At 29.3% G+C, this 26,294-nt stretch carries 24 protein-coding genes; 15 read left to right on the top strand and 9 right to left on the bottom strand.

Features of this window, described 5'->3' with window-relative positions:
- The first annotated feature begins 72 nt into the window (after window positions 1-72).
- Entirely contained in the window at window positions 73-1,038 is a 966-nt protein-coding gene (locus Q0L44_RS09580) for a glycosyltransferase (protein ID WP_296637901.1), read from the top strand.
- A gap of 226 nt (window positions 1,039-1,264) precedes the next feature.
- Here Q0L44_RS09580 and yidC read toward each other — a convergent pair whose 3' ends face one another.
- Both yidC and Q0L44_RS09570 read right to left on the bottom strand, forming a co-directional pair.
- The gene (gene yidC / locus Q0L44_RS09575) at window positions 1,265-3,142 is read right to left on the bottom strand and encodes a membrane protein insertase YidC (RefSeq protein WP_296637899.1); all 1,878 of its coding nucleotides are present in this window, start codon (window positions 3,140-3,142) and stop codon (window positions 1,265-1,267) included.
- 150 nt (window positions 3,143-3,292) lie between these two features.
- Complete coding sequence (locus tag Q0L44_RS09570) at window positions 3,293-4,906, bottom strand: CTP synthase (RefSeq protein ID WP_296637897.1); 1,614 nt, start codon at window positions 4,904-4,906, stop codon at window positions 3,293-3,295.
- Window positions 4,907-5,105: 199 nt separating this feature from the next.
- Between Q0L44_RS09570 and Q0L44_RS09565 the strand changes: the two genes are divergently transcribed.
- From Q0L44_RS09565 to carB, 3 genes are all read left to right on the top strand, one after another.
- Window positions 5,106-5,675 (top strand): hypothetical protein, encoded by a 570-nt coding sequence (locus tag Q0L44_RS09565; protein WP_296637896.1) that lies wholly within the window; start codon window positions 5,106-5,108, stop codon window positions 5,673-5,675.
- Between the two features lie 127 nt (window positions 5,676-5,802).
- On the top strand, window positions 5,803-5,964 hold the full coding sequence (gene rpmH, locus Q0L44_RS09560) for a 50S ribosomal protein L34 (RefSeq protein WP_015482384.1): 162 nt from the start codon (window positions 5,803-5,805) through the stop codon (window positions 5,962-5,964).
- Between the two features lie 107 nt (window positions 5,965-6,071).
- On the top strand, window positions 6,072-8,927 hold the full coding sequence (gene carB, locus Q0L44_RS09555; protein ID WP_296637890.1) for a carbamoyl-phosphate synthase large subunit: 2,856 nt from the start codon (window positions 6,072-6,074) through the stop codon (window positions 8,925-8,927).
- Between the two features lie 53 nt (window positions 8,928-8,980).
- Here carB and prmC read toward each other — a convergent pair whose 3' ends face one another.
- Both prmC and Q0L44_RS09545 read right to left on the bottom strand, forming a co-directional pair.
- Entirely contained in the window at window positions 8,981-9,841 is an 861-nt protein-coding gene (gene prmC, locus Q0L44_RS09550) for a peptide chain release factor N(5)-glutamine methyltransferase (protein ID WP_296637889.1), read from the bottom strand.
- 67 nt (window positions 9,842-9,908) lie between these two features.
- Complete coding sequence (locus tag Q0L44_RS09545; protein ID WP_296637887.1) at window positions 9,909-10,400, bottom strand: GNAT family N-acetyltransferase; 492 nt, start codon at window positions 10,398-10,400, stop codon at window positions 9,909-9,911.
- 124 nt (window positions 10,401-10,524) lie between these two features.
- Between Q0L44_RS09545 and ribD the strand changes: the two genes are divergently transcribed.
- Genes ribD through Q0L44_RS09525 form a run of 4 tightly spaced genes read left to right on the top strand, consistent with a single transcriptional unit; the run spans window position 10,525 to window position 13,640 of the window.
- The gene (gene ribD, locus Q0L44_RS09540) at window positions 10,525-11,568 is read left to right on the top strand and encodes a bifunctional diaminohydroxyphosphoribosylaminopyrimidine deaminase/5-amino-6-(5-phosphoribosylamino)uracil reductase RibD (RefSeq protein ID WP_296638546.1); all 1,044 of its coding nucleotides are present in this window, start codon (window positions 10,525-10,527) and stop codon (window positions 11,566-11,568) included.
- Entirely contained in the window at window positions 11,561-12,169 is a 609-nt protein-coding gene (locus Q0L44_RS09535; protein ID WP_296637885.1) for an HAD-IA family hydrolase, read from the top strand. Before ribD ends, Q0L44_RS09535 begins: the two co-directional genes overlap by 8 nt.
- Window positions 12,166-13,029 (top strand): EamA family transporter, encoded by an 864-nt coding sequence (locus tag Q0L44_RS09530; RefSeq protein ID WP_296637883.1) that lies wholly within the window; start codon window positions 12,166-12,168, stop codon window positions 13,027-13,029. Before Q0L44_RS09535 ends, Q0L44_RS09530 begins: the two co-directional genes overlap by 4 nt.
- Window positions 13,029-13,640, top strand: coding sequence for a YigZ family protein (locus Q0L44_RS09525; RefSeq protein ID WP_296637880.1), 612 nt, complete (start codon window positions 13,029-13,031; stop codon window positions 13,638-13,640). Before Q0L44_RS09530 ends, Q0L44_RS09525 begins: the two co-directional genes overlap by 1 nt.
- On the opposite strand, the gene Q0L44_RS09520 is transcribed toward Q0L44_RS09525, so the two are convergent.
- A complete protein-coding gene (locus tag Q0L44_RS09520; protein WP_296637879.1) occupies window positions 13,629-14,027 on the bottom strand; it encodes a thioesterase family protein in 399 nt (132 codons plus the stop codon). The two genes, Q0L44_RS09525 and Q0L44_RS09520, sit on opposite strands and share 12 nt — an antisense overlap.
- Before the next feature lie 162 nt (window positions 14,028-14,189).
- Between Q0L44_RS09520 and dnaA the strand changes: the two genes are divergently transcribed.
- From dnaA to Q0L44_RS09505, 3 genes are read left to right on the top strand one after another with little or no spacing between them, the layout of a single operon-like run.
- A complete protein-coding gene (gene dnaA / locus Q0L44_RS09515) occupies window positions 14,190-15,617 on the top strand; it encodes a chromosomal replication initiator protein DnaA (RefSeq protein WP_296637877.1) in 1,428 nt (475 codons plus the stop codon).
- A 9-nt stretch (window positions 15,618-15,626) separates the two neighbouring features.
- Window positions 15,627-16,076, top strand: a complete 450-nt coding sequence (locus tag Q0L44_RS09510; protein WP_296637875.1) for a low molecular weight protein-tyrosine-phosphatase — start codon at window positions 15,627-15,629, stop codon at window positions 16,074-16,076.
- A 22-nt stretch (window positions 16,077-16,098) separates the two neighbouring features.
- Window positions 16,099-16,803, top strand: a complete 705-nt coding sequence (locus Q0L44_RS09505) for an SAM-dependent methyltransferase (RefSeq protein ID WP_296637873.1) — start codon at window positions 16,099-16,101, stop codon at window positions 16,801-16,803.
- Between the two features lie 3 nt (window positions 16,804-16,806).
- Here Q0L44_RS09505 and Q0L44_RS09500 read toward each other — a convergent pair whose 3' ends face one another.
- The 4 genes from Q0L44_RS09500 to dapF all read right to left on the bottom strand — a co-directional run bounded on the left by Q0L44_RS09500 (window position 16,807) and on the right by dapF (window position 19,929).
- The gene (locus Q0L44_RS09500) at window positions 16,807-17,388 is read right to left on the bottom strand and encodes a peptidoglycan-binding protein LysM (protein ID WP_296637872.1); all 582 of its coding nucleotides are present in this window, start codon (window positions 17,386-17,388) and stop codon (window positions 16,807-16,809) included.
- Window positions 17,389-17,580: 192 nt separating this feature from the next.
- Window positions 17,581-18,606, bottom strand: coding sequence for an endolytic transglycosylase MltG (gene mltG, locus Q0L44_RS09495; RefSeq protein ID WP_296637870.1), 1,026 nt, complete (start codon window positions 18,604-18,606; stop codon window positions 17,581-17,583).
- A gap of 28 nt (window positions 18,607-18,634) precedes the next feature.
- Complete coding sequence (locus tag Q0L44_RS09490) at window positions 18,635-19,159, bottom strand: GNAT family protein (protein ID WP_296637869.1); 525 nt, start codon at window positions 19,157-19,159, stop codon at window positions 18,635-18,637.
- Window positions 19,159-19,929: a diaminopimelate epimerase gene (gene dapF, locus Q0L44_RS09485; RefSeq protein WP_296637867.1), complete on the bottom strand. Its 771-nt coding sequence runs from the start codon at window positions 19,927-19,929 to the stop codon at window positions 19,159-19,161. The genes Q0L44_RS09490 and dapF overlap by 1 nt, the downstream gene beginning before the upstream one ends.
- A 129-nt stretch (window positions 19,930-20,058) precedes the next feature.
- Between dapF and Q0L44_RS09480 the strand changes: the two genes are divergently transcribed.
- The 4 genes from Q0L44_RS09480 to Q0L44_RS09465 all read left to right on the top strand — a co-directional run bounded on the left by Q0L44_RS09480 (window position 20,059) and on the right by Q0L44_RS09465 (window position 26,052).
- Window positions 20,059-21,453, top strand: a complete 1,395-nt coding sequence (locus Q0L44_RS09480; RefSeq protein ID WP_296637864.1) for a trypsin-like peptidase domain-containing protein — start codon at window positions 20,059-20,061, stop codon at window positions 21,451-21,453.
- Window positions 21,454-21,586: 133 nt separating this feature from the next.
- Window positions 21,587-23,029, top strand: a complete 1,443-nt coding sequence (locus tag Q0L44_RS09475; RefSeq protein ID WP_296637863.1) for a glyceraldehyde-3-phosphate dehydrogenase — start codon at window positions 21,587-21,589, stop codon at window positions 23,027-23,029.
- Between the two features lie 265 nt (window positions 23,030-23,294).
- Window positions 23,295-25,292, top strand: a complete 1,998-nt coding sequence (gene ligA, locus Q0L44_RS09470) for an NAD-dependent DNA ligase LigA (RefSeq protein WP_296637861.1) — start codon at window positions 23,295-23,297, stop codon at window positions 25,290-25,292.
- 76 nt (window positions 25,293-25,368) lie between these two features.
- The gene (locus Q0L44_RS09465) at window positions 25,369-26,052 is read left to right on the top strand and encodes a DUF4294 domain-containing protein (protein WP_296637859.1); all 684 of its coding nucleotides are present in this window, start codon (window positions 25,369-25,371) and stop codon (window positions 26,050-26,052) included.
- The last annotated feature ends 242 nt before the right edge of the window (window positions 26,053-26,294 follow it).

Genomic DNA, 26,294 nt, shown 5'->3' with positions numbered 1-26,294 from the left:
AAAATGCAAATCTAATTTAGGTTTGCATTTTTTGTATTTTTACAAAAACTACAATAGTAAAATTAATTTTCATTGCAGAATATCAAATTTTCTATCATTATTCCAGTATACAATCGTCCAAAAGAAATAGACGAATTGTTGGCAAGTATAGTAACGCAAAATTTTGATGCCGAATTTGAAGTTCTAGTTATAGAAGATGGATCTAATCAAACTTGTAAAGCTATAGTAGAAAGTTATACTTCTCAACTTAGCAATGTATCCTATCATTTTAAAGAAAATTCAGGTGCAGGTGCTAGCAGGAATTATGGTATGCAAAAAGCTATTGGTAATTACTTTATCATTTTAGATTCAGATGTAATTTTACCTAAACATTATTTATCAGAAGTTAAAAAGGCATTAACAGAAAACTATACAGATGCTTTTGGTGGGCCAGATGCTGCTCATGAAAGTTTTACATATTTACAAAAGGCTATTAACTATTCTATGACTTCTCTGTTAACTACTGGTGGAATTCGTGGCAAAAAACAGGCTTTAGGTAAGTTTCAACCAAGAAGTTTTAATCTAGGAATTTCTAAAATTGCATTCGAAAAAACGCAAGGTTTCTCTAAAATGAAAAATGGAGAAGATATAGAACTTACTTTTAGATTGTGGGATAATAGTTTTAAAACACAATTAATAGAAAAGGCTTTTGTTTATCATAAAAGAAGAAGTTCTATTCCACAGTTTTACAAACAAACGTTTGGTTTTGGAACTGCAAGACCAATACTAAATAAGAAATTTCCATCCACAGCAAAAATTACCTATTGGTTTCCAAGTCTATTTGTTTTGGGTTTAGCTTTAGGTATAGTTTTAGCATTATTTGGTAATGTATATTTGTTTAGTTTCTATTATTTATACTTTATAGCGCTCTTGTTAGAAGCTATATTCAAAAACGGAATTATAGTTGGTTTTTTAGCTATATTTACTTCACTAACCCAATTTTTAGGCTATGGTTTAGGTTTTTTAAACTCCTATTTTTTCTATGTAGCTAAAAGTTGAATTTATTTTACTATTTTGCTTATAATATAAACGCTTATCAATATGACAAACGTAAAATAGATGATTTCGTAATTAAAGTCTATGTGTGGTTTTATAAAGTAATAGATTCCTAAAAGAAATAATGGAATTAAATTATATACTTTTTTAGCCATAATCAAATGTAAATAAAAAACCCAAAACTACTTTAGTTTTGGGTTTTTATTGTTTTTTTTGAAAACGTTTTATTTTATTTCTTTTGCTGTTTTGCTTGCTGTTCTTGTGCTTGTTTCATTGCAGCATCAATACGTTGTCTAAATTTGCTTTTCGCTTTTTCAGGAAGTTTTTTATTCTCTTCTATTTGAGCATGAATTTTATCTTCATCAATTACATAGTTCTTAATTACTAACATAATAGAAATGGTCAATAAGTTAGAAATAAAGTAATACAAACTTAATGAACTCGCGTAGTTATTAAAGAAAAACAACATCATTATTGGAGAGAAGTAAATCATGTACTTCATCATTTTACTCATATCTGGCATACCTTCCTGGGGAGGAGCTTGCATATTTGCCTGTTGACTTTGATTCATTTTCATGTAAAAGAAAATAGCAATTGAAGCCAATATAGGGAACAAGCTTATATGATTTCCATATAAAGGTACTTCAAACGGTAAGTTGTATATTACATCATAAGAAGATAGGTCAGGTGCCCACAAAAAGCTTTCTTGACGTAGCGCTATATTTGTTGGGAAAAACTTAAATAATGCAAAGAAAATAGGCATTTGTAACAATGCTGGTATACAACCAGACATCATATTAACTCCTGCTTTTCTTTGAATGGCCATTGTTTCTTGCTGACGTTTCATTGCGTTTTCTTTTCCAGGATATTTTTTATTCAATTCTTGTAATTCAGGACGAATTACTTTCATTTTAGCACTAGATAAATATGATTTATATACAAGTGGAGACATTAAAATACGGACTACAATAGTCATTAGTATTATAATTAACCCATAGTTACCCAGAAACCCTTCTAAGAAGTTAAATACTCGGTAAAAAACGGTTCTATTTAAGAATCCAAAGATTCCCCAACCCAAATCTGCAGTTTCATCTAAGTCAGTTCCTTCATATTTTTTTAATAATTTATAATCACTTGGTCCATAAAACCATTTCATATTATAATTTAGTTCACCGCCAATTAAATCTAAAGGTGTTTTTAGCTCGTACTTTTTTGTAAAGACAGTGTCAGTTTTTTCATCTTCTACTAAGTCTGTAGAGGTAACAGTTGCGTTGTTAAAAGGTTTGTCAGTTAACAGGTTAGACATGAAAAAGTGTTGCTTAAATGCAACCCAGTCAATATCATTTGCAATCTCTGTATTTCCAGCATTCAAGTATTCTACTTCATCATTACTCTTGTAATAATAGTAAGAATACATCGAGTTTTCTGTTTTTAAACTTTTTTCATGTCTGTAACCATTAAGTGTCCAATCTAAGTTTATTGGGTTAGATGAATTAAACACCCCATCGAGACCCTGAGATCGTATAGAAAAGTCAACAAAATATTTCTTTGGTTTAATTTCATATCTATACTCTAAATACTGGCTATCAGAAACTTTTAGCTTCATAGATAATATTTGGTTTTCCCCACTTTTTGTTAAAGTAGGGTCAAAAAATAAATCTTTAGTATTTAAAATTCTATTGTCTGTTGTTCCAAAATTAATATTGAAAGAGGCGTTATTGTCCTTTATCATATATAAAGGAAGTGAATCATATGTTTTATAATTTTTTAATAAAGCCTTTATAATTTGTCCACCTTTATTATCAATAGTTAATCGAACTAGATTGTTTTCTAAAACAGTTGTTCCTTCAGCACCATTAATAGCACTTTGTGCAAATGCACCTAATTTATTTTGAAGTGCAATTTGTTTTAAAGAATCGTTTTGAAAAACAGGAGCTGCAATTTCTTTAGTGTTTTCTTTTGTTGTATTTACAGTGGTTTCAAGAACTTCTGTACTTTCTTTATTTTCTAGATCTTCGGGTTTGTTCGTGTTAAAGTACCATAGCATTATTCCTGCTAAAAGAATCATTCCTATAAAAGAATTGTAATCGAATTTTTTTTGTTCCATGTTCTTTAATAATGTCAGTTTGTCACTTTTATTAGTTTTTTTAAAAACTATATGCGACAAATGTAGTTAAAAAGCAGATTTTTGATTTATTTTCTACTTTAAATTAATTTACTTTTTAATAGTTCAATTAGTGTTCCATATTTTAGAAGACTATTTTTTAGATTTTATTAAAGCGGCTTTAATAAAATCTACAAATAAAGGATGAGGTTTTAAAACGGTACTTTTGTATTCAGGGTGATATTGAACTCCTACAAACCAAGGATGATTTTCTAATTCTACCACTTCTACCAATCCAGTTTTAGGATTAACTCCAGTAGCTTTTAAACCAGCCTTTTCTATTTGTGATAAATACTTGTTATTAAATTCATATCTATGTCTATGTCTTTCACTAATATTTTCAGATTTATAAGCATCATACACTTTAGATCCTTTGGTTAGTTTACAGTCCCAAGCTCCAAGTCGCATTGTACCTCCTTTGTTGGTAACATTTTCTTGACTTTCCATTAAGTTAATCACAGGATGTTTTGCCCTTTTATTCATTTCAGATGAGCTAGCTCCTTCTAGATTTAGAACATTTCTTGAAAACTCAATAACAGACATTTGCATTCCTAAACATATTCCCAAAAATGGAATATTATTTTCTCTTGCGTATTTTACTGCCTTTATTTTTCCTTCAATTCCTCGATCTCCAAAACCAGGTGCCACTAAAATTCCGTTTAAACCTTCTAATTTCTTTTCTACAGATTTAGGTGATAAACTCTCAGAATGAATCCATCTAACTTTTACTTTAGTTTCGTTAGAAGAACCTGCATGAATAAACGCTTCTGTAATAGATTTATATGAATCTTGTAACTCTATATATTTTCCAATTAAACCTATTTCTACTTCAGATTTTGGGTTTTTATGTTTTTGTAAAAAATTATTCCAAGTCTTTAACTCAGGCTTTTGTTTAGATTCTAATTTAAGTTTCTTTAATACAACTTCATCTAAACCTTGATCTAGCATTAAATTAGGTACATCATAAATGGTTTCTGCATCTATTGATTGTATAACGTCTTCTTTTTTAACATTACAGAATAAAGCTAATTTTCGTTTAATATCATCAGAAATTTCATGTTCAGTTCTACAGACTAAAATACCAGGACTAACACCACTTTGCATTAACATCTTTACAGAATGCTGTGTGGGTTTTGTTTTTAGTTCACCAGCTGCTGCTAAAAATGGTACTAACGTTAAATGAATAACAATAGCATTTTCTTCCCCTTTTTCCCAAAGCATTTGTCTTACAGATTCTACATAAGGTAAAGATTCAATATCACCTACAGTTCCTCCAATTTCTGTTATAACAATGTCATATTCACCTGTTTCACCTAAAAGTTGAATTCTGCGTTTTATTTCATCAGTAATATGTGGTATTACTTGTACAGTTTTTCCTAAGAACTCCCCTTTACGTTCTTTATCGATTACAGATTGATAAATTCTACCTGTAGTAACATTATTCGCTTGAGATGTTGGAATGTTTAAATAACGCTCATAATGCCCTAAATCTAAGTCAGTTTCTGCACCATCGTCAGTAACATAACACTCTCCATGTTCGTATGGATTCAAGGTTCCTGGATCTATGTTAATATATGGATCTAATTTTTGAATCGTTACAGAAAAACCTCTTTCTTGTAAGAGTTTTGCTAATGATGCTGCTATAATTCCTTTTCCGAGTGATGAAGTTACGCCTCCTGTTACAAAAACGTATTTAGTATTGTGCATGGTTCTTTTAGGTTTGCGCAAAAGTACTAACTCTGTTTTTTATCTCAAATAAAAACACGCATTATTGTAAAATTATTTTTGGAATAACTTTTGATGATTTAAAAGCATGAGAAAAATACTATTTTGTGGCGTAATTTTATTGTTTAGCGGTTGTACTATATTATTTCCCAAATACGTTGATCGCAAACCAGCAAGCTTTATGATAGAAGATCTTTGGTTTACCTCTCAGTTAGATAAAAATCCTAATGTAAAATATTTAATTAATACTACTCAAAAATCTCATTTTGCAAGAAGAAATGATTTTTATAACCAACATTTAGTCGATTTTTTTAAAGATGAATTATCGCAAGAAATTTATGATAAATCAAATTATAAAGATTCGTTAGGTAGAATGATAGTTCCTTACATTTTAGACTATAACTTGCCAAAAGAATATAAAGCGTTATTTCAACAGAAAACAGATTTAGATTATGTTGTATTAACTAAAATTTTAAGTGCTAATGAAATTAATAACTCTAACCTAGGTCAATACAGACATTTAAAATATAGAAGTAATTTTTTAGCAGGTTCTGTGGTGTTTTTTAAGATAATAGATGTTAAAAACAATACTACAGCTTTAGAAATTAGTTGTAAAAGTGCTGTTTATGACGATTTAGATTTTAATTTTGAAACTAATTCTTTTGAAGATGATGTTAGAATAGCAACTCATCAGAGTGAAAAACAGCTAATAAAGAAGTGTTTTAAAAGTATTTTAAGAAGGATTAAATAATTTTTTATTTTTTTCAAATAGTATTTGTCAAAAATAAAAACAGTTGTATATTTGCACACGCTTTTAATAATGTGATAATCTTATAGCGAAAAGAAAATAATTAAGAAGATTTTTAAAAATACAGATAATGCCAAAAAGAACGTATCAACCATCAAAGAGAAAGAGAAGAAACAAACACGGTTTCATGGAAAGAATGGCTTCTGCTAATGGTAGAAAGGTTTTAGCACGTAGAAGAGCTAAAGGAAGAAAGAAATTATCTGTTTCATCTGAAGCAAGACCAAAAAGATAAATGATTAACAATTGTTAATATATTAGGTGTTACTTTTTTAAGTAACACCTTTTTTTATATCTAAACCCTAACTATTTTTGTAAAACTTATAAATACAACTACTTACCATGCCAAAAAGAAATGACCTCAAATCAATTTTAATTATTGGATCTGGACCTATTGTTATTGGACAAGCTTGTGAATTCGATTATTCTGGTTCACAATCTCTACGTTCTTTAAGAGAAGATGGTATCGAAACTATCTTAATTAATTCGAATCCTGCAACTATCATGACAGATCCATCTATGGCAGACCATGTATACTTATTGCCTTTAACAACTAAATCTATTATTCAAATATTAAAGGAACACCCACAAATTGATGCTGTTTTACCAACAATGGGTGGTCAAACTGCATTAAATCTTTGTATTGAAGCAGACGATAAAGGTATTTGGGCAGATTTTAATGTAAAAATGATTGGTGTAGATATTAACGCCATTAATGTTACAGAAGATAGAGAACAGTTTAGAGAATTAATGGGTAAAATTGGGGTTGCAATGGCCCCTCAAGAAACAGCGACTTCTTTCTTAAAAGGTAAAGAAATTGCACAACGTTTTGGTTTTCCATTAGTAATTCGTTCTTCATATACTTTAGGAGGTGCAGGTGCATCAATTGTATATGAGCCAGAAGATTTTGACGAATTATTAAGTAGAGGTTTAGAAGCATCACCAATTCATGAGGTGATGATTGACAAAGCCATGATGGGTTGGAAAGAATATGAATTAGAGTTGTTAAGAGATAAAAATGATAACGTTGTTATTATTTGTTCTATCGAAAACATGGATCCTATGGGTATTCATACAGGAGATTCGATTACAGTAGCTCCTGCAATGACTTTATCAGACAAAACCTATCAAAAAATGCGTGATATGGCTATACATATGATGCGTTCTATAGGTGATTTTGAAGGTGGATGTAATGTGCAGTTTGCAGTTTCTCCAGACGAAAAAGAAGAAATTATTGCTATTGAAATTAATCCAAGAGTTTCTCGTTCATCAGCTTTAGCTTCTAAGGCAACAGGTTATCCTATTGCAAAAGTGGCTACAAAATTAGCCATTGGTTATACTTTAGATGAATTGGAAAACGGAATTACTAAATCTACATCTGCTTTATTTGAGCCAACATTAGACTATGTTATTGTAAAAATTCCACGTTGGAACTTTGATAAATTTGAAGGTTCAGATAGAACTTTAGGTTTACAAATGAAAGCTGTAGGTGAAGTGATGGGTATTGGACGTTCTTTTCAAGAAGCGCTGCACAAAGCCACTCAATCTTTAGAAATAAAAAGAAATGGTTTAGGAGCAGATGGTAAAGGATATACCAACTACAACCAAATTATAGAAAAATTAACCAACGCAAGCTGGGATAGAGTTTTTGCAATTTATGATGCAATTGCAATGGGAATTCCTCTAAGTAAAATTTACGATATCACTAAAATAGATATGTGGTATCTAAAACAATATGAAGAGTTATTTCAATTACAAAAAGAAATATCAACCTTTACTATTGACACAATAGAAAGAGATTTATTGTTAGAGGCAAAACAAAAAGGATATGGAGATAGACAAATAGCACATATGCTAGATTGTTTAGAAAGTGAGGTGTATAGTAAGAGAGAAGAACTTAAAATTCAAAGAGTTTATAAGTTAGTAGATACTTGTGCTGCAGAATTTACTGCGAAAACACCTTATTATTATTCAACTTTCGAAAATGAAATAGAAACTGCAGATGGAGAAATTACCATTGCAAACGAAAGTATTGTTTCAGATAGAAAAAAAGTAATTGTTTTAGGTTCTGGACCAAATAGAATTGGTCAAGGAATTGAGTTTGATTATTGTTGTGTGCATGGAGTTTTAGCAGCTTCAGAGTGTGGTTATGAAACTATAATGATTAACTGTAATCCAGAAACTGTTTCAACAGATTTTGATACAGCAGATAAATTATACTTCGAACCAGTTTTCTGGGAGCATATTTATGATATTATTCGTCATGAAAAACCAGAAGGAGTAATTGTACAATTAGGAGGACAAACTGCTTTAAAATTAGCAGAGAAACTTACTAAATACGGAATTAAGATTATTGGTACTTCTTTTGAAGCATTAGATATTGCAGAAGATAGAGGTAGATTCTCATCAATGTTAAAAGAAAATAACATTCCTTATCCAGAGTTTGGTATTGCAGAAACTGCAGATGAGGCATTAACTTTAGCAGATCAATTAAACTTTCCAATATTAGTAAGACCTTCTTATGTATTAGGTGGTCAGGGAATGAAAATTGTTATCAATAAAGAAGAACTTGTAGAGCATGTTGTTGATTTATTAGGTAGAATGCCAGGTAATAAATTATTACTAGATCATTATTTAGATGGAGCAATAGAGGCTGAAGCTGATGCAATTTGTGATGCAGATGGTAATGTATATATCATAGGGATTATGGAGCACATAGAACCTTGTGGAATACATTCAGGTGATTCTAATGCAACTTTACCAGCATTTAATTTGGGCGAATTTGTAATGCAACAAATTAAAGATCATACGCATACAATTGCAAGAGCTTTAAAAACAGTTGGTTTAATAAATATTCAGTTTGCTATTAAAAATGATATAGTTTATATTATTGAGGCAAACCCAAGAGCATCTAGAACTGTTCCTTTTATAGCAAAAGCATATAAAGAACCTTATGTAAACTATGCTACAAAAGTAATGTTAGGTGAAAAGAAGGTAACCGATTTCGATTTTAACCCGCAGTTAGTTGGTTTTGCTATAAAGCAACCAGTATTCTCATTTAACAAGTTTCCAAACGTAAATAAAAAGCTAGGCCCAGAGATGAAATCTACAGGAGAAAGTATATTATTTATAGATAGTTTAAAAGACGATGAATTTTACGATTTATATGCAAGACGTAAAATGTATTTAAATAAATAAAAGTATAAATAAGTTTAAAAAAAGCCAATGAAATTTCATTGGCTTTTTTTGTATTAAAGAGTTGCTTTTATCATCCGATCATTTTTAAAAATATCTTTACGTAGTTCAATATTATTGAACCCTTTTCGAATTAAAAGTTGCTTTGTTTCTTCTCCTAAATATTGGTTAATTTCAAAAAATAGTTTTCCTTTTTTTGTTAGATATTGTTTAGCTAAATCTGCAATCTTATCATAAAAAATCAAAGGGTTTTTATTCTCTACAAACAAAGCTAAATGGGGTTCGTTTAACAGCACGTTATTTTTAATTTCTTTTTTTTCAAGATTTCTAACATAGGGAGGGTTAGAAATAATGATGTCATATTGCTTGTCTAGTTTAGCTTCAGTTAAAATATTTGCTTTTGTAAATTGAATAGTAACTTTGTTTTTTTTTGCATTTTTTTGAGCAGTTTTTAAAGCTTCTTCAGAAATATCAATTGCAGTTAGATTTGTGTTTTTATTTTCTTTTGCAATTGAAATCGGAATACATCCACTACCTGTTCCAATATCTAAAATGTAATTTATTTTTCTTTGATGTAAAGTGGGTTTCTCAATTTCATTTAAAACCCATGCAACTAGTTCTTCTGTTTCTGGTCTTGGAATTAGCGTGTTTTTATTTACAATAAAAGAATATCCAAAAAACTCAGTATGTCCCATGATGTATTGTATGGGTTCCTCTTTTTTTAACCTTTCCAGCCCTTTATTTAAAAGCTGTATTTTCTCCTCTTTAATTTCATAATTTGGTTGTATTGCAAATTCAATACGATTTAGCCCTAAATATTCCTCTATTAATAAATACAAGAATGTCTCTATTTCTGTTTTTGGATAAATCGTAAGTAACGATTCGGTAAAAAAAGATCTGTATTCTTTTAATGTCATGCTTATGATAAAGGTTTAAAATAGAAGTAAATGGAGAAGAATGTATTATATAATTAGTTTTTAGAAACTATAGCTTTTTAATCATCCATACCGTACAATTATAATGCGCTGTGTTTCCTAATGGTTGCTCTAAATGATTGAAATTATTTTGTTTGTAAAGTTTTACAGCAGCTTTCATGTATGGCAGTGTCTCAAGATAGCAATGAGTAAATTCAAATTCTTTTGCTTTATCTAAACATTTGTTAATAAGCATAGTGCCTATGCCTTTTCCTCTTGCAATAGGTAAAAAATACATTTTTTGAAGTTCACAAGTGTTTCCTTCAAAATCATCCAATTGAGCAATACCTGCACCACCAACAACAGTATTTTTGTGGGTAACTACATAGTATTTACTTCTAGTTTTTTGATACTGTTTATTCATATTATCTGTAGCCTCATCTTCATAAGCTGTCCCAATTTTTGGAGCACCCATTTCTAGAATTACTTCGCGGATAACTTTAGCAAGAGCTGCATCATCTTGTGGTTTAATTTCTCTAATGATAAAATCTTCACTTGTCATTTAATACTGTATTTTTGCTTTAGCAATTTACTTAATTTTTTAAAGAAATATTAGATAAATTAAAGGCTATATTTTTAACTTAGTTTTAGAAATTAGTTCATTTTTATTAAAAATATAATACGCTATTAATCACGAAGTTTACATAAAACGTTGTTTGCAAATTGCCAAAAACGGGTTGGGTACTACAAGACCAAACCCTTTTGTTGGTGCTGTAATTGTAAACAATAATAAAATAATTGCAGAAGGTTTTACTTCTAATTATGGAGGCAATCATGCAGAAGTAAATGCAATTAATTCAGTTTTAGATAAGAGCTTATTAAAAGAGGCTACTATTTATGTTACTTTAGAGCCTTGTTCTCATTTTGGCATGACTCCACCTTGTGCAGATTTAATTGTAAAACATAACTTTAAAAAAGTGGTAATTGGTACTTTAGATACTAATACTTTGGTTGCAGGTAAAGGTGTTGAAAGATTAAAAAATGCAGGAATTGAAGTATTAGTAGGGGTTTTAGAAGAGGAATGTAAGGTGCATCACAAACGCTTTTTTACTAATCAAAAGAAGAAAAGACCTTATATAATTTTAAAATGGGCAGAATCTCAAGATGGATTTATAGCTCCAAATTATAAAGAGGAACAAAAACCTGTTTGGATTTCAAGTCAATATTCGCAACAAATTGTACATAAGCATAGAAGCAAAGAACATGCTATTTTAGTAGGTACAAATACTGTAATTGCAGATAACCCTAAATTGAATGTTAGGTCTTGGTCAGGTAATAATCCTACAAGAGTTGTTTTAGATAAAAATTTAAGGATACCTAAATCTTTGCATGTGTTTGATAATTCAGTAAAAACCATTTTTATCATTGATGAAAATACAGATGCAAATTCAAAGCAGGAAAACATAGTGTTTGAAAAGATTGATTTTCAAAATAATGTTGCTAAGCAAATTACTGCAATTTTGCAAAAACATAAAATTCAGTCTTTAATTGTAGAAGGAGGAGCAAAGACAATGCAAACCTTTATAAATGAAAACCTTTGGGATGAGGCTATGGTTTTTGTAGGTAATGTTGAATTTAAAGAAGGTGTAAAAGCGCCTAAGTTTGATATGAAATTAGCTCATCAACAAAAAAATAAAAACGATACTTTAAAAGTATATATAAATGATTAAAAATATAATTTTTGATTTTGGTGATATTTTCATCAACCTAGATAAACAAGGGACTTATAAAGCTATGGCTGCTTTAGCTGTTACTAAGATTTCTGAGGATATGATTCAGGTGTATCATCAATATGAAAAAGGATTAATTTCTACAGAGGAATTTATTAATTTTTATGAGGATAAATTTCATTTAAATAGAGAAGATCTGGTTAATGCCTGGAATGCAATTTTACTTGATTTCCCAAAAAGAAGGTTAGGTTTTATTACAGAATTAGCAGCAAGTAAAAAGTATAGATTGTTTTTATTGAGTAATACTAATGATTTACATATAAAATGGATTCAAAATAGTTTAGGTACTGAGTTTTATAACGAATTTAAAAAAGCTTTCGAACAATTCTACTTATCGCATGAAATTCATTTTAGAAAGCCAGATTCAGAAATATATGAGTTTGTTTTAGAGCAAAATAATATAAAACCAAAAGAAACTTTATTTGTAGATGATTTAAAAGAAAATACAGATTCTGCAAAGAAATTAGGTGTTCAGGTTTGGAATTTAGATCCTAAAACAGAAGATGTAACAAATTTATTTACTAAAAACTATAGTCTTTGATTTACTTAGTATTAAGCATATTAATTTCTACAGGCCTATTTGTGATTTTCAAATATTTTGGTATTTACAAAGTTGATATATTAAAGGCTATTTTTATTAATTATATTGTCGCTTTTATCTTAGGCTTTACTTTTGCAGAAAGAGATTTTTCGGTAGTGGAGATCCCCAATCAGTCTTGGTTTATAGGAGCTTTATTTTTAGGAGCGCTTTTTGTGTCAATCTTCTTTGTAATGGCTGTTACTGCTCATAAAAATGGTGTTTCAGTTGCTTCTGTAGCAGGTAAAATGTCTGTTGTTATCCCTGTTTTTTTTGGGGTTCTTCTGTATAATGAATCACTCACAGTTTTAAAGGTAGTAGGTATTGTAATTGCGCTAATAGCTGTGTATTTGACATCTGTAAAAGAAGATAAAATTACTGCTCAAAATGCAGGATTATTATTCCCTATTTTACTTTTTTTCGGTTCAGGCACTATAGACACTACGTTAAAATATATAGAAACTAATTTTGTAGACAAAGCAGATGTTTCTATTTTTTCTGGAAGTCTTTTTGTTATAGCAGCCTTTTTTTCAGGGGTTATACTAATAATAAAAACATTTAGAAAGAAAGAAAAATTTGGAATTAAAAATTATTTTGCGGGCTTAATTTTGGGCGTACCCAACTACTTTTCGATAGTTTTTTTAATAAAAGCATTGCAAACAGAAGGTTTTGAGAGCTCTACACTTTTTACAATGAATAATGTAGGTATTGTAATTGTGTCTACACTTTTAGGTATTCTAATTTTTAGAGAACAGTTTACCTTAAAAAATAAGTTAGGTGTAGTTTTGGCCATTTTAGGAATCATAATTGTAGCATTAGCTTAATGAGTTTAGACAGTTATAAAACTATTGTAGAACCTACAAAAGAAACCTTGTTTAAAGACAGAAACAGTAAGTTTTTTGGTTTTTCGTTTCCTGTTACTAATGAAGAGGAAGTAAAAGATTGTTTAGAAGAGGTAAAAAAAATACATCATTCAGCACGTCATTTTTGCTATGCATATCAAATAGGAGTAGAAGATGTTAAGTATAGAGTAAATGATGATGGAGAGCCTAATAACTCTGCAGGAATGCCTATTTATGGACAAATTCAGTCTTTTAAAGTTACCAATATTTTAATAGTTGTTATTCGATATTTTGGTGGAACAAAATTGGGAGTAGGTGGTTTAATAAATGCCTACAAATCATCCGCTCAAATTTCTTTAGATGCTTCAGAAATTGTTGAAAAAACCATAGATGTTTCTTATCAATTAAATTTCGAATATGATATGATGAATAAAGTGATGCGAGTTTTAAAAGAAAAGAACATCAATTTAATAAGTCAAAAAATGGATTTAACTTGTGAATATGTTGTATCAGTTAGAAAAAAAGAGTCAAAAGTTATTTTTGATATTTTTGATATTTTACATAAAGTTGATATCCTAAAATTAGAATCCTAGTTTTATTAATAAATCCTTTGGACATTTAACAGGTTTATTCGTTTTAATATCTATAAAAGCAAGTACAGAGTTTCCGGTACAAATAAGTTGATCTTCTTCATTTTTGATTTCATATATAAATTCAATTTTTACCATTGGTTTCTTTACTAATGAAGTAGTAATTTTTAAAAGATCGTCATACAAAGCAGATTTCTTAAAATTACAAGTTAAAGAAATTACAGGTAACATAATTCCTTTATTTTCCATACTTTTATAGGTAATGCCTAGATCCCTAAGCCATTCCGTTCTGCCTAATTCAAAGTATTGCGCATAATTTCCATGATAAACTACGCTCATTTGATCTGTTTCTGAATATCTTACTCTAGTTTTTGTAATTGATTGCTGCAATTTTTTCTTTTTAAAAAAAATCAACCTCATTGTACGTAAAAAATAATTAATAATCAATAGCAAAATCATTTTTTTTTATTGTTTTTTATTCACATTTTTGTAGGGCTATTGAAAAGGATTTTATCCAGAAAAACTTTTAATTTAGAAAATGACAATTAACCAATGAGTTATTCCCCTGAATCCGTTTGGACCGACTGTTTATCTTTCATAAAGGATAATATTAAACCACAAGCATATAAAACTTGGTTCGAGCCTATTAAACCAGTAAAGCTTTCTGGAGAAGCACTTACCATACAAGTACCTAGTAAATTTTTTTACGAGTGGTTAGAAGAACATTATATAAAGTTATTAAGAGTTGCGTTAGTAAGGCAATTAGGAAATGATGCCAAATTGATTTATGACGTAAAGATGGAAAATAATTACAGTAGTAATAGGCCTCAAACTGTTAAAATACCAAGTTCTAATAGAGATCCACTAAAGCCACAAAAGGTTACTGTTCCTTTAGAATCAAACAAAAGAGAATTAAGAAATCCATTCATAATCCCAGGTTTACAAAAAGTAAAGATTGAGTCTCAGTTGAATCCAAATTATAGTTTTGCTAATTTTGTAGAAGGAGACTCAAATCGTTTGGCACGTTCTGCAGGAATGGCTGTTGCAAATAAGCCAGGTGGAACATCATTCAATCCCTTATTAATCTATGGAGGTGTAGGGCTAGGAAAAACACATTTATCTCACTCTATAGGTGTAGATATTAAAGACAAATACCCAGACAAGACTGTTTTATATATATCCTCAGAAAAATTTACACAACAATTTATAGATTCTGTAAAATCGAATACAAGAAATGATTTTATTCATTTCTATCAAATGATAGATGTATTAATTATAGATGATGTTCAGTTCTTATCTGGTAAAGCAGGAACACAAGATGTGTTTTTTCATATATTTAATCACTTACACCAAAATGGAAAGCAGGTTATTTTGACATCAGATAAAGCACCTGTAGATATGCAAGACATAGAGCAACGTTTATTATCTCGTTTTAAATGGGGACTATCAGCAGAATTACAAGCACCAGACTATGAAACTAGAATCTCTATTCTTCAAAACAAATTGTTTAGAGACGGTGTAGAAATGCCAGAAGAAATTATTGAATATATTGCTAAGAATATAAAATCTAATGTAAGAGAATTAGAAGGTGTCATTATTTCTATGATAGCACAAGCATCTTTTAACAGAAGAGAATTTTCTATAGAGTTAGCAAAACAGATTGTAGATAAGTTTGTTAAGAATACTAAAAAAGAGGTATCTATAGACTACATTCAAAAAGAAGTCTCTAAGTACTTTGACATGGACGTAGCTACATTACAATCTAAAACAAGAAAACGTCATATTGTTCAAGCACGTCAATTAGCCATGTTTTTTGCGAAGAGATTAACTAAAACTTCTTTAGCAAGTATTGGTAATCAAATAGGGCAAAGAGATCATGCAACTGTTTTACACGCTTGTAAAACTGTAGATAATCTTACAGAAACAGACAAGCAGTTTAAAAAATACGTAGACGACCTTACTAAGAAGTTAACCTTCTAAACCTTTATCATGACTAAAGTACTCATGGTTTGTCTAGGGAATATTTGTCGTTCACCTTTGGCAGAAGGAATTTTACAATCTAAAATTAATTCAAAAGATGTTTTTGTAGACTCTGCAGGAACCGCAGCATATCATGTCGGTAATTTACCAGACGAACGTTCAATTAAGGTTGCACAGAAATATGATATCGATATTACAAGTCAAAGAGCAAGGAAGTTTATCGTTGAAGATTTTGATAAATTTGACTTCATTTATGCCATGGACAAAAGAAATTATCAAAATATTTTAGACTTGGCTAGGAATCGTGAAGATGAGGTTAAAGTTCATTTGATTTTGAATGAGTCTGAACCTTCACAAAATTTATCAGTTCCAGATCCCTATTATGGGGGAAATGATGGCTTTGAAAATGTATATAATATGTTAGATGAAGCTTGTTCAGCAATAGCATCAAAACTATAATTAATCAAAAATTTTATTTACTATGATTGGTAAACTCTATTTAATACCAACAACTTTAGGAGAAACTGAACCTTTAGAGGTTATGCCACTGTCTGTTAAAAAGGTAGTAGAGCAAATAGATTATTACATTGTAGAAAATGAAAAATCAGCAAGACGTTTTATAAAAAAAATTACACCAAAAAAGCCACAACCAAATTTAACTATAAAGTTGTTAGATAAATACGCTGTAGAAGAAGAAACTCAAACGTATTTAGATATTTGTGTTCAAGGTTTTAGCGTAGGTTTGTTATCTGAAGCAGGAGTTCCAGCTATCGCAGATCCAGGAGCAAGTATAGTGAAACTAGCACATGAAAAGAACATTCAAGTTGTGCCCCTAGTTGGGCCTAGCTCTATTTTAATGGCAATGATGAGTTCTGGTATGAATGGACAAAACTTTGCTTTTAATGGTTATTTACCTATTGATAAAGGAGAACGTAAAAGGGCAATTAAAGATTTAGAAAAAATTTCTTTAGATAAAAATCAAGCTCAAATTTTTATTGAAACACCTTACAGGAATGAAAAAATGCTAACAGATTTAAAAGCCATTTTATCACCAAGTACATCTTTATGTATAGCTGCAGATATTACTTTGCCTAGTGAATATATTAAAACACATTCTATAAAAGATTGGAAACACCAACAGCCAGATTTACACAAAAAACCAGCTATTTTTATAATTCAGAAGTAGTAATTATACTTTTGCTTTTCTATTAGCTTTAATAAAGCTAACATCATAACCAGAGAATTTTTTCATATACATTTGTATCGTAGCTCCGAAGGCATCTTTAAAATGTACAGTTCCATTACTTCTTAAAAATTTTTTCACATTTCCTGCACCACTTAAATGTGCTGAAGCTAAAATTCCAGATTCTGTAATTTTAATTCCGTTAATAGTTTTTCCCACAGATCGTTTAATGTCTTTTCTAAGAATCCATTTATTTACGCTACACAAAGCAATAAATGCTTTTTCTTGTTGTTCAGGATTGTTTAAAAAAGCTTTTGTATTATATATTCTAAAGCGTTCTAGAGTAGTTGTTCCAAACTGATATTTACCTAAATAACCTAAAGTGTTGATTACTTTATATTTTCCTTGAGACTCTTTAAAAGCAACTGCCTCTTTAAAAGCCACAAAGTTTTTTTGCAAATAAAGGATGTTATAGTCTACATAGATAGGATTTGTATCTGCTTCAATAATGTTTTTCTTTTCAGTTTCTTCAGTAATCACTGAGAGTATTAAAGTTATACTTATTAAAAATAAAAACTTTTCGATCATAATAATCTTTGTTTTGCGATTGCAAATTTAAAGTTAATTTTTAAAAACACTGATAACCAATAGATTAATTTTGTGAAAATTGTCTATAATACTGTATAAAAGTGTTTTTATTAAGACTTTGTAGTAATCATAGCCTTTACACTTAAGAATAATCTAATAAAACATAAATATTTAGATCGATTTGATAAAAACTTATCTATTTACGCCGTTTTTATTTAGCCAAGCCTGATATTTTCTTGCATTTCTGTTGTGTTGTGTCAAGCTATTTGCGAATTTATGATATCCAAAATTCTCTATATCAACACACATATAATAGTAATTATGTTTTTTATAGTTTAAAACTGCATCTATAGACGAAATGTCTGGCATACTAATTAAAGTAGGAGGTAAGCCTGTGTTTTTATAAGTATTGTAAGGTGAGTTAATCTCTAAATCAACATTTAAGACACGTTTTACAACAAAATCTTTACCTTTAACTTCTTTTATAGCATAAATAACTGTTGGATCTGCTTGTAAAGGCCAACTATTTTTTAATCTATTTATATATAAACCAGCTACAATTGGTCTTTCTATTTTTTTTGTTGTTTCTTTCTGTACAATAGAAGCTAGGGTAATTACTTCAGATTGTGTCATGTTTAAATCTTTAGCTTTTGTTAGCCTATTCTTATTCCAAAATCGGTTGTATTCAGTTAATAATTTATCTCTAAACTGATCAGCTGAAACTGTCCAATAGAATTCATAACTATTAGGTATGCAAATTTGTAGAACAGATTTTTCTGTTAGACTATTCTCCTTTAAAAATTGTTCATTTTTAAAGGAATTTAAAATAGCAATTGAATCTTTAGCAATTTGTTCTGCAATTCTTCCTGCAAACTTTTCAAGAGTATCTTGATTATTAAAAGATACACTTACTGCAGTTTGATTTCCAATTCTTAGCATATTCACTAAATCATTATTAGACATGCCCTTACTTAATATGTATCTACCAGATTTTACTTTGGTAAAACTTTTTTTTGAGGCCAACCACAAAAAGTAATTAGGTCTATTAGAAATAGGAGCAATTTTCTTATTTAGATCAATTAAGTTATCAGTTTCATTAACAAAAAGAACAGTTTCTTTCTTTATAGCTTTACCAAAAATGTTTTGATAGTAAGTAAATACAACTAAAGCTAAACCTATAAAAGTAATTGCTGCTATAATGACTATTTTCTTTTTCAAATTGTAATAATCTTAAATTTTAACAAAACTAATCATTTATCAATTGGTATAAAATTTCATCTTTAAAATTTCCTTGAGATGAAATCCAGTCTTTTTTTACACCAACCTTAGTAAAGTTTTTACTTTCAAACAACTTAATACTTTTAGCATTGTCACTAGTAATATTTGCATAAAGTTGATGCAGTTCTAAATGAGAAAAAGTATACTTGATAAGTAACTCTAAAGATTCACTTGCAAAGCCTTTGTGTTGAAATGCTGGGTCAATTAATATACCAATTCCTGCTCTTTTATGTTTCGGATTAAAATCAAACAGATCAATTAAGCCTATATTTTTGCGATTTAAAGCATCTACGATCATTAAACGCAGCTGTTTTGCTGCAAAAACATCTAAATGTACATTTTCTAAATATTGTTTTAAGACATATTTAGAAAATGGAGTTTGTGTATGGCTAACTTCCCAAAAAGTTTCGTTGTTTTCAATTTCAAATAAATACTCCAAATCTTCAGGCTCTAAAGCTCTTAAAAAAACCGAATTACCTTTTAGTGTTTTCATTAAATTGATATTTCTCCTTTAAACACAAATGTAGCAGGTCCTTTTAGAAAAATATTTTTATAGGTACCATTTTCTTCAGAAAACGATACTTTTAAATGTCCTCCTTCTACAGGTAAAGAAATTAAATTACTATTTGTTTTCTTGATTTTATGCATGGCAATTGCAACAGCTGTTACTCCGGTTCCGCAAGCTAAAGTTTCATTCTCAACTCCTTTTTCATAAGTTCTAACTCTAAATGTATTCTCACTTATTTGTTGCACAAAGTTTACATTGCTTCCCGGGTTCGCATAAGAATACCTTATTTTTTTACCATTTTCAAATACTGGATAATTATCTATGGAGTCTACCAGTTCTACATGATGCTGTGTACCTGTATATATAAATACTGCATTTTCTTTAACCTCAATTTCATCAACATCTATCATTTGTAAAGAAATAATATCATTATTTATTTCAGCAAAATGAGGTCCATCAACTGCAATAAAAGTGGTTTTGTCAGTAATCATTTTCAAATGTTTAGCAAAAGCCACAGCACATCTAGCTCCATTACCACAAAAAGTTTTACTACCATCTGCATTAAAATATATCATTTTAAAATCATACTCTTTATCCTCTTCTATAAGTATAATACCATCTGCACCAATTCCAAAGTGTCTATTGCAAATTTGTGAAATTTTTTCAGTATTTTTTTTTGGAAAGATTTTTGTTCTGTTATCAATCATAACAAAATCATTTCCTGTTCCTTGATATTTTAAAAAAGGTAAATTCATATAACAAAGGTAATGATTTACGTATAAAATTAGTTATGTTAAAACACGGTTAAAAACAGTTAAAACAAAGTTAAACAGAATTTTTAAAAATGTTAAAATTGTATTTTTACTTTATTAAAATTTAAAATTATGAAGAAATTTTTCAGTTTTTTAGGAATAGCATTTTTAGGAGGAGCTCTTACTTTAGGAGGATATAAAATGCTTTTTAATGAGCCATTGGTTCAAAATAATTTACAAGATGCTACTTTGCCAACAATACAGGCAAATTATAATTCATCATTAAGCACAAATTCGACTTCAATAGAAACAGCATCTATTGATTTTACAATTGCAGCAGAAAAAACAGTAAATGCTGTAGTGCATGTTAAAAATACCACGATTAAAACGCAACAAAGTCCTTTAGATATTTTCTTTGGTACAGGAAATGGTACAAGAAAATTTGAACAAGTTGGCACAGGAAGTGGTGTTATTATTTCAGCAGATGGTTATATTGTTACAAACAATCACGTAATAGAAAATGCAAGTGCAATAGAAATTACTTTAAATAATAAGAAAAAGTATGAGGCAGAATTAATAGGTTCAGATGCTATTAATGACATAGCTTTATTAAAAATTGAAGCAGATATAGACTTGCCTTATACTCCTTTTACTAACTCAGATAGTGTAAAAATAGGGGAGTGGGTTTTGGCTGTTGGTAATCCATATAATTTAACATCTACAGTAACTGCAGGTATTGTAAGTGCAAAGGGAAGAGATTTAGAAGGAAATGGTAATATTGAATCTTTTATACAAACAGATGCAGCAGTTAATCCAGGTAATAGTGGAGGAGCTTTGGTAAATACAAGAGGAGAATTGGTAGGTATTAATACTGCAATATCATCTAGAACAGGCTCATTTGTAGGTTATTCTTTTGCAGTTCCTTCTAATATTGCAAAAAAAATTGTTGATGATTTATTAGAGTTTGGAGCAGTGCAAGAAGCAATTTTAGGAATTGGTATTGACAATAGATATGAAGATGAAGGCGTAAAAATTGGAAAGGTATATTATGATGAGGGTGCTCATAACAATCAATTTAAAGAAGGTGATATTATTAAAAGCATTAACAATGTAAAAATTTCCAAATTCTCTGAATTAAAAGGGCAGTTAACAGCTAAAAGACCTGGTGATTATGTAGATGTTACTATAGAAAGAAAAGGGGAGTTAATAACAAAAAAAGTAGTCTTAAATAAAAAAGATACTTTTAATTCAAGAACTTTAAATATTTCTTTGAAGGATGTAACTGCTAAAGAAAAAAAGAAGTTTGATATTAAAGGAGGGGCAAAGATTATTCAAAATAATAATAGAACTTTAAATTATTATGGAATAACAGAAGGCTATATCATTACAAAAGTGAACTCTAAATCAATAGCAAATGCTGCAGATGCTATAAGAAAAATAGAAAATAGTAAGGTAAATAGAGGTACACCTTTATTTTTAGAGTTGATAAACCCTAAAGGAGAAATAGAGAAGATTGTTTTAAGATAAGATTCAAAAATCAAATTAAAAATCCTGATGTGAACATCAGGATTTTTTTTAGACTAAACTTTTAACGAAATCGATTTCGTATTTTAAAAAAAAGAAATAATTTTGCAAAAAATTTTAAAATAGCAATACAACTATGTCATCAATTTTAGATTATGAAAAAGAAGTTTCTTCACAAGCACAAACGAGAAGAGCTACTGTAGAATTTATTGATATTGTAAATGATTTATGGTATGATAAATCTATTGAACTTGTACTTTTTAGAAATCCGCTAGTAGATAAAAGAGCTAGTGAGGTTTTAAACCTAATTGATTACGCAAAAGAATTTGTAAACAAACCAATTACAATACAAGATGCGTTAAGTATTGCAAGAGCTATACAAAAAATAGCTTTGCCATCATCAAAATTGGATATTGGTAAATTGGCTTACGAATGTCATTTAAATCCTAAGGGTTGTGAAGACAAAGTTGCCTTTGTAAAAAAACAATTACAGAATGTAACTGAAGCAAAAAATATAACTCCAAAAGATGTCGTATTGTATGGTTTTGGTAGAATTGGTAGATTATTAGCAAGAGAGTTAATGACAAAAATGGGTAAAGGTTCTCAATTAAGATTAAGAGCTGTTGTAACTCGTGGAGAAATTACTCAGGCAGTTTTAGATAAAAGAGCCTCTTTATTAAGCATAGACTCTGTTCATGGAGATTTTTTAGGAACTGTGCAAACAGATTTAGAAAACAAAGCTTTAATTATAAATGGTACTACTGTTCATATGATTTCTGCTAAAAACCCAGAAGATATAGATTATACAGCGTATAAAATTAACGACGCTCTAATTATTGATAATACAGGTGCTTTTAGAGATGACGTTGCTTTAGCAAGACACTTAAAAGCAAAAGGAGCTAGTAAAGTTTTATTAACCGCTCCTTGTAAAGGAATACCTAATATTGTACATGGAGTTAATCACAAACAAAATGACCCAGATAAAGTTGATATTTTTTCTGCTGCATCTTGTACAACTAATGCAATAACACCTGTTTTAAAAGTATTAGAAGACAACTTCGGGATTAAGAAAGGACATTTAGAAACAATTCACGCTTATACTAATGATCAGAATTTAGTAGATAATATGCACTCTAAGTATAGAAGAGGTAGAGCTGCAGCATTAAATATGGTAATTACAGAAACTGGTGCAGGTAAAGCAGTAGCAAAAGCATTACCAGCTTTAGAAGGTAAATTAACTTCTAATGCAATTCGTGTTCCTGTACCAAATGGATCTTTAGCAATATTAAATTTACAATTAAGAAGACCTGTTACAACAGATGTTATTAATGCAATTTTAAAACAAAACGCTTTAGAAGGTGATTTAGTAGAACAAATTAAATACTCTTTAGATAACGAATTGGTTTCTTCAGATATTATTGGTTCTACAGCACCATCAATTTTTGATAGTAAAGCAACTATTACAAATGGAGATTCTATTGTAATTTATATATGGTATGACAATGAGTATGGATATTCTCATCAAGTAATGCGTTTGGCAAAACATATTGCAAAAGTTAGAAGATTTACTTATTATTAGTAGTAATTATATAAAAAGTAAAAACCCCAAACAAATTGTTTTGGGTTTTTACTTTTAGAATAATTTGCTTTTTTAGTTTCTTAGTTCTTTTAAATCAATACTTTCAAATATCTAAATCGAAAGTTCCATAAAATTCTTGGCTTAGATAATAAATTCTTAAAGAATTGTAAGAGGTTAGCTGTAGAAAAATTGCGTATTTTTATAGCGTATTTATCTTCTAATAATTGAAGAATTAAAGAAAGTATTGCAATAAAGTTTTATGAATATGAATGTTCAAGAAAAAATAATAGAATTACGAAATGAATTAAATGCACATAACTACAATTATTATGTACTAGATAATGCTACTATTTCCGATTTTGAGTTCGATATAAAATTGAAAGAACTAGAAAAGTTAGAACAAGAAAACCCTATCTTTTTTGATGCGAATTCTCCAACGCAAAGAGTAGGAGGTACCATTACTAAAAACTTCAACACTATTGTTCATAAGAATAGAATGTATTCTTTAGATAATTCTTATTCAAAAGAAGATTTATTAGATTGGGAAAAACGTATTCAGAAAATATTAGGTACATCAGAACTATCTTACACTTGCGAATTAAAATATGATGGAGCATCAATAAACTTAACTTATAAAAATGGTCAGTTTGTAAAAGCAGTTACAAGAGGTGATGGTTTCCAGGGTGATGAAGTAACCAATAATATTAAAACCATTTTATCAATTCCTTTAACTATTCAAAAAGACTTTGTTAGCAATTTCCAAATGCGTGGAGAAATTATTTTGCCTTTAAATGGTTTTAATAAAATGAATATAGAAAGAGTTGCTAATGGAGAAGAAGAATACAGAAACCCAAGAAATACAGCAAGTGGGAGTTTAAAATTACAAGACAGTACAGAAGTTGCAAAAAGACCTTTAGACTGTTTATTGTATCAGGTGGTTACATCAGAAAGAAAATATCAAACTCATTTTGAAAGTTTAGAGCAAGCAAGAAACGTAGGTTTTAAAGTCCCTGATACTATAAAACTAGTAAACTCTATTAATGAAGTTTTCGATTTTGTAAATCTTTGGGATGCAAAAAGACATGATTTGCCCTATGAAACCGATGGTATTGTTATAAAAGTAAATAATTTACAACATCAAGAAGAATTAGGATATACATCAAAAGCTCCAAGATGGGCTATTGCTTATAAATTTAAAGCTGAGCAAGAAGCTACGTTATTAAATGAAATTACCTATCAAGTGGGTAGAACAGGTGCAATTACACCAGTTGCAAATTTAGAGCCAGTTCAATTGGCAGGCACAACCGTTAAAAGAGCTTCTTTGCATAATGCAGATCAAATAGAAAAGTTAGATATTAGAGTAGATGATACAGTTTTTGTAGAAAAAGGTGGGGAAATCATCCCTAAAATAGTAGGAGTAGATTTTTCTAAACGTCCTAAAAATTCAGAGCCAACAGTTTATGCAACTAATTGTCCTGAATGTGGAACAGAATTAATAAGAACAGAGGGTGATGCAAAACATTACTGCCCAAATGAATTTGGATGTGCTCCTCAAATAACAGGTAGAATTCAGCATTTTATTTCTAGAAAAGCTATGGATATTGACGGTTTAGGAGGAGAAACTGTGGATTTATTAAGAAAGGAAGGCTTAATTCAGAATTATGCAGATTTATATGATTTAACTGTAGAGAAAGTTTTGCCTTTAGAAAGAATAGCAGAGAAATCTGCCAAGAATTTGATTGATGGAATTAAAAAGTCGAAAGAAATTCCGTTTGAAAAAGTATTATTTGCTTTAGGAATTCGTTTTGTTGGTGAAACTGTAGCTAAAAAGTTAGCAAAACATTTTAAATCTATAGATAAATTAATGGCTACAGATTTTGAAACTCTAATATCTGTAGATGAAATTGGAAATAGAATTGCACAAAGCATTATCGATTTTTCATCAAATTTAACTAGTATTCAATTAATTGCTAGCTTAAAAGAAGCGGGAGTTCAATTATCAGTATCTGAAGACAGTTTAAAAAATCAGACAGATAAGTTACAAGGTCAAATATTTGTGGTTTCTGGGGTTTTTCATCAAATGAGTAGAACAGAACTTAAAAAAGTAATTGAAGATAATGGAGGTAAAGTAAGTTCATCAATTTCTAAGAAAACAAATTTTATTGTTGCTGGTGATAATATGGGACCTTCAAAATTGGCGAAGGCAGAAACCTTAGGTATAGCTATTATTTCAGAACAAGAGTTTATAGATAAAATAGCTTAAAATACTTTGGCCCAATTAATGATTATTATTTAAAAGTTTGAGAAAAATACTATACATATATATAACGTGTTTCTCGTTGATAGCTTTTTCCCAAAAGAAAGAGGTGTTAGATAATCTTCCTCATAATATTGATGACTATATCTTTGTTAAACCAGGAGATAGTGTAACCATCAAACTAAATGAGATTACCTTATTACCAAAACAAAAATTTCAGTCTAAAGATGATATTCGTTATTACCTATGGTTTAGAAGAAAAGTTTTTAAGGCATATCCTTATGCAATTTTGGCATCAAAAAGATTAGATTCATTAAATTCAAGGTTAAGTAGAATAGAATCTAAAAGTAAAAAGAGAAAATATACAAGACAAGTTCAAAAGTACATTGAAGGTGAATTTACAGATCAAATAAAAAAGATGACGAAGACTGAAGGTCGTATTTTAATTAAATTGATTCATCGTCAAACAGGAGAAACTACGTTTAATAATATAAAGGGCTTGAGAAGTGGTTGGAAAGCTTTTTGGTATAATACAACTGCTAACCTTTTTAAACTTTCTTTAAAGGATGAATATGATCCTGAAAATATAAATGAAGACTTTTTAATAGAAGATATATTACAAAGAGCATATAGAGATGGTCTTTTAGAAACTCAAAAAACAAAACTTACTTTCGATTTTTCTGATATTATTTTTAAAAAGAAAGCACAGATTGATGTAGAAAAATATAAATTGATGTTCTCTAAAATAAAAAAGAAGAAAAAATAGAAGTTTTTTAGTCACTCCTGAGTTAATCTTCTGAGTAAATTTCTATGATGTATCTATTCTATTTTCCGTAGAATGTACTTATTGTATCATTTAAATTTGTTAGCTTCAATTATTTCCTCGCTATTTTTCATTTTTTTTTAATGTTATAAGCTTCATTTTTAGAGTGTTTTGTGGTTATGTTTTAAAAAAGGTTTAATTTTTTATTATGAAATAGTTGTGAGAATAGAAATGAGTTGTATATT

The organism is Polaribacter sp. (assembly GCF_024639685.1).
In the GTDB taxonomy this organism is placed as follows: domain Bacteria; phylum Bacteroidota; class Bacteroidia; order Flavobacteriales; family Flavobacteriaceae; genus Polaribacter.
Note: the sequence above shows the minus strand (reverse complement) of the source record. Positions and strands in the feature narration are given on the sequence as shown.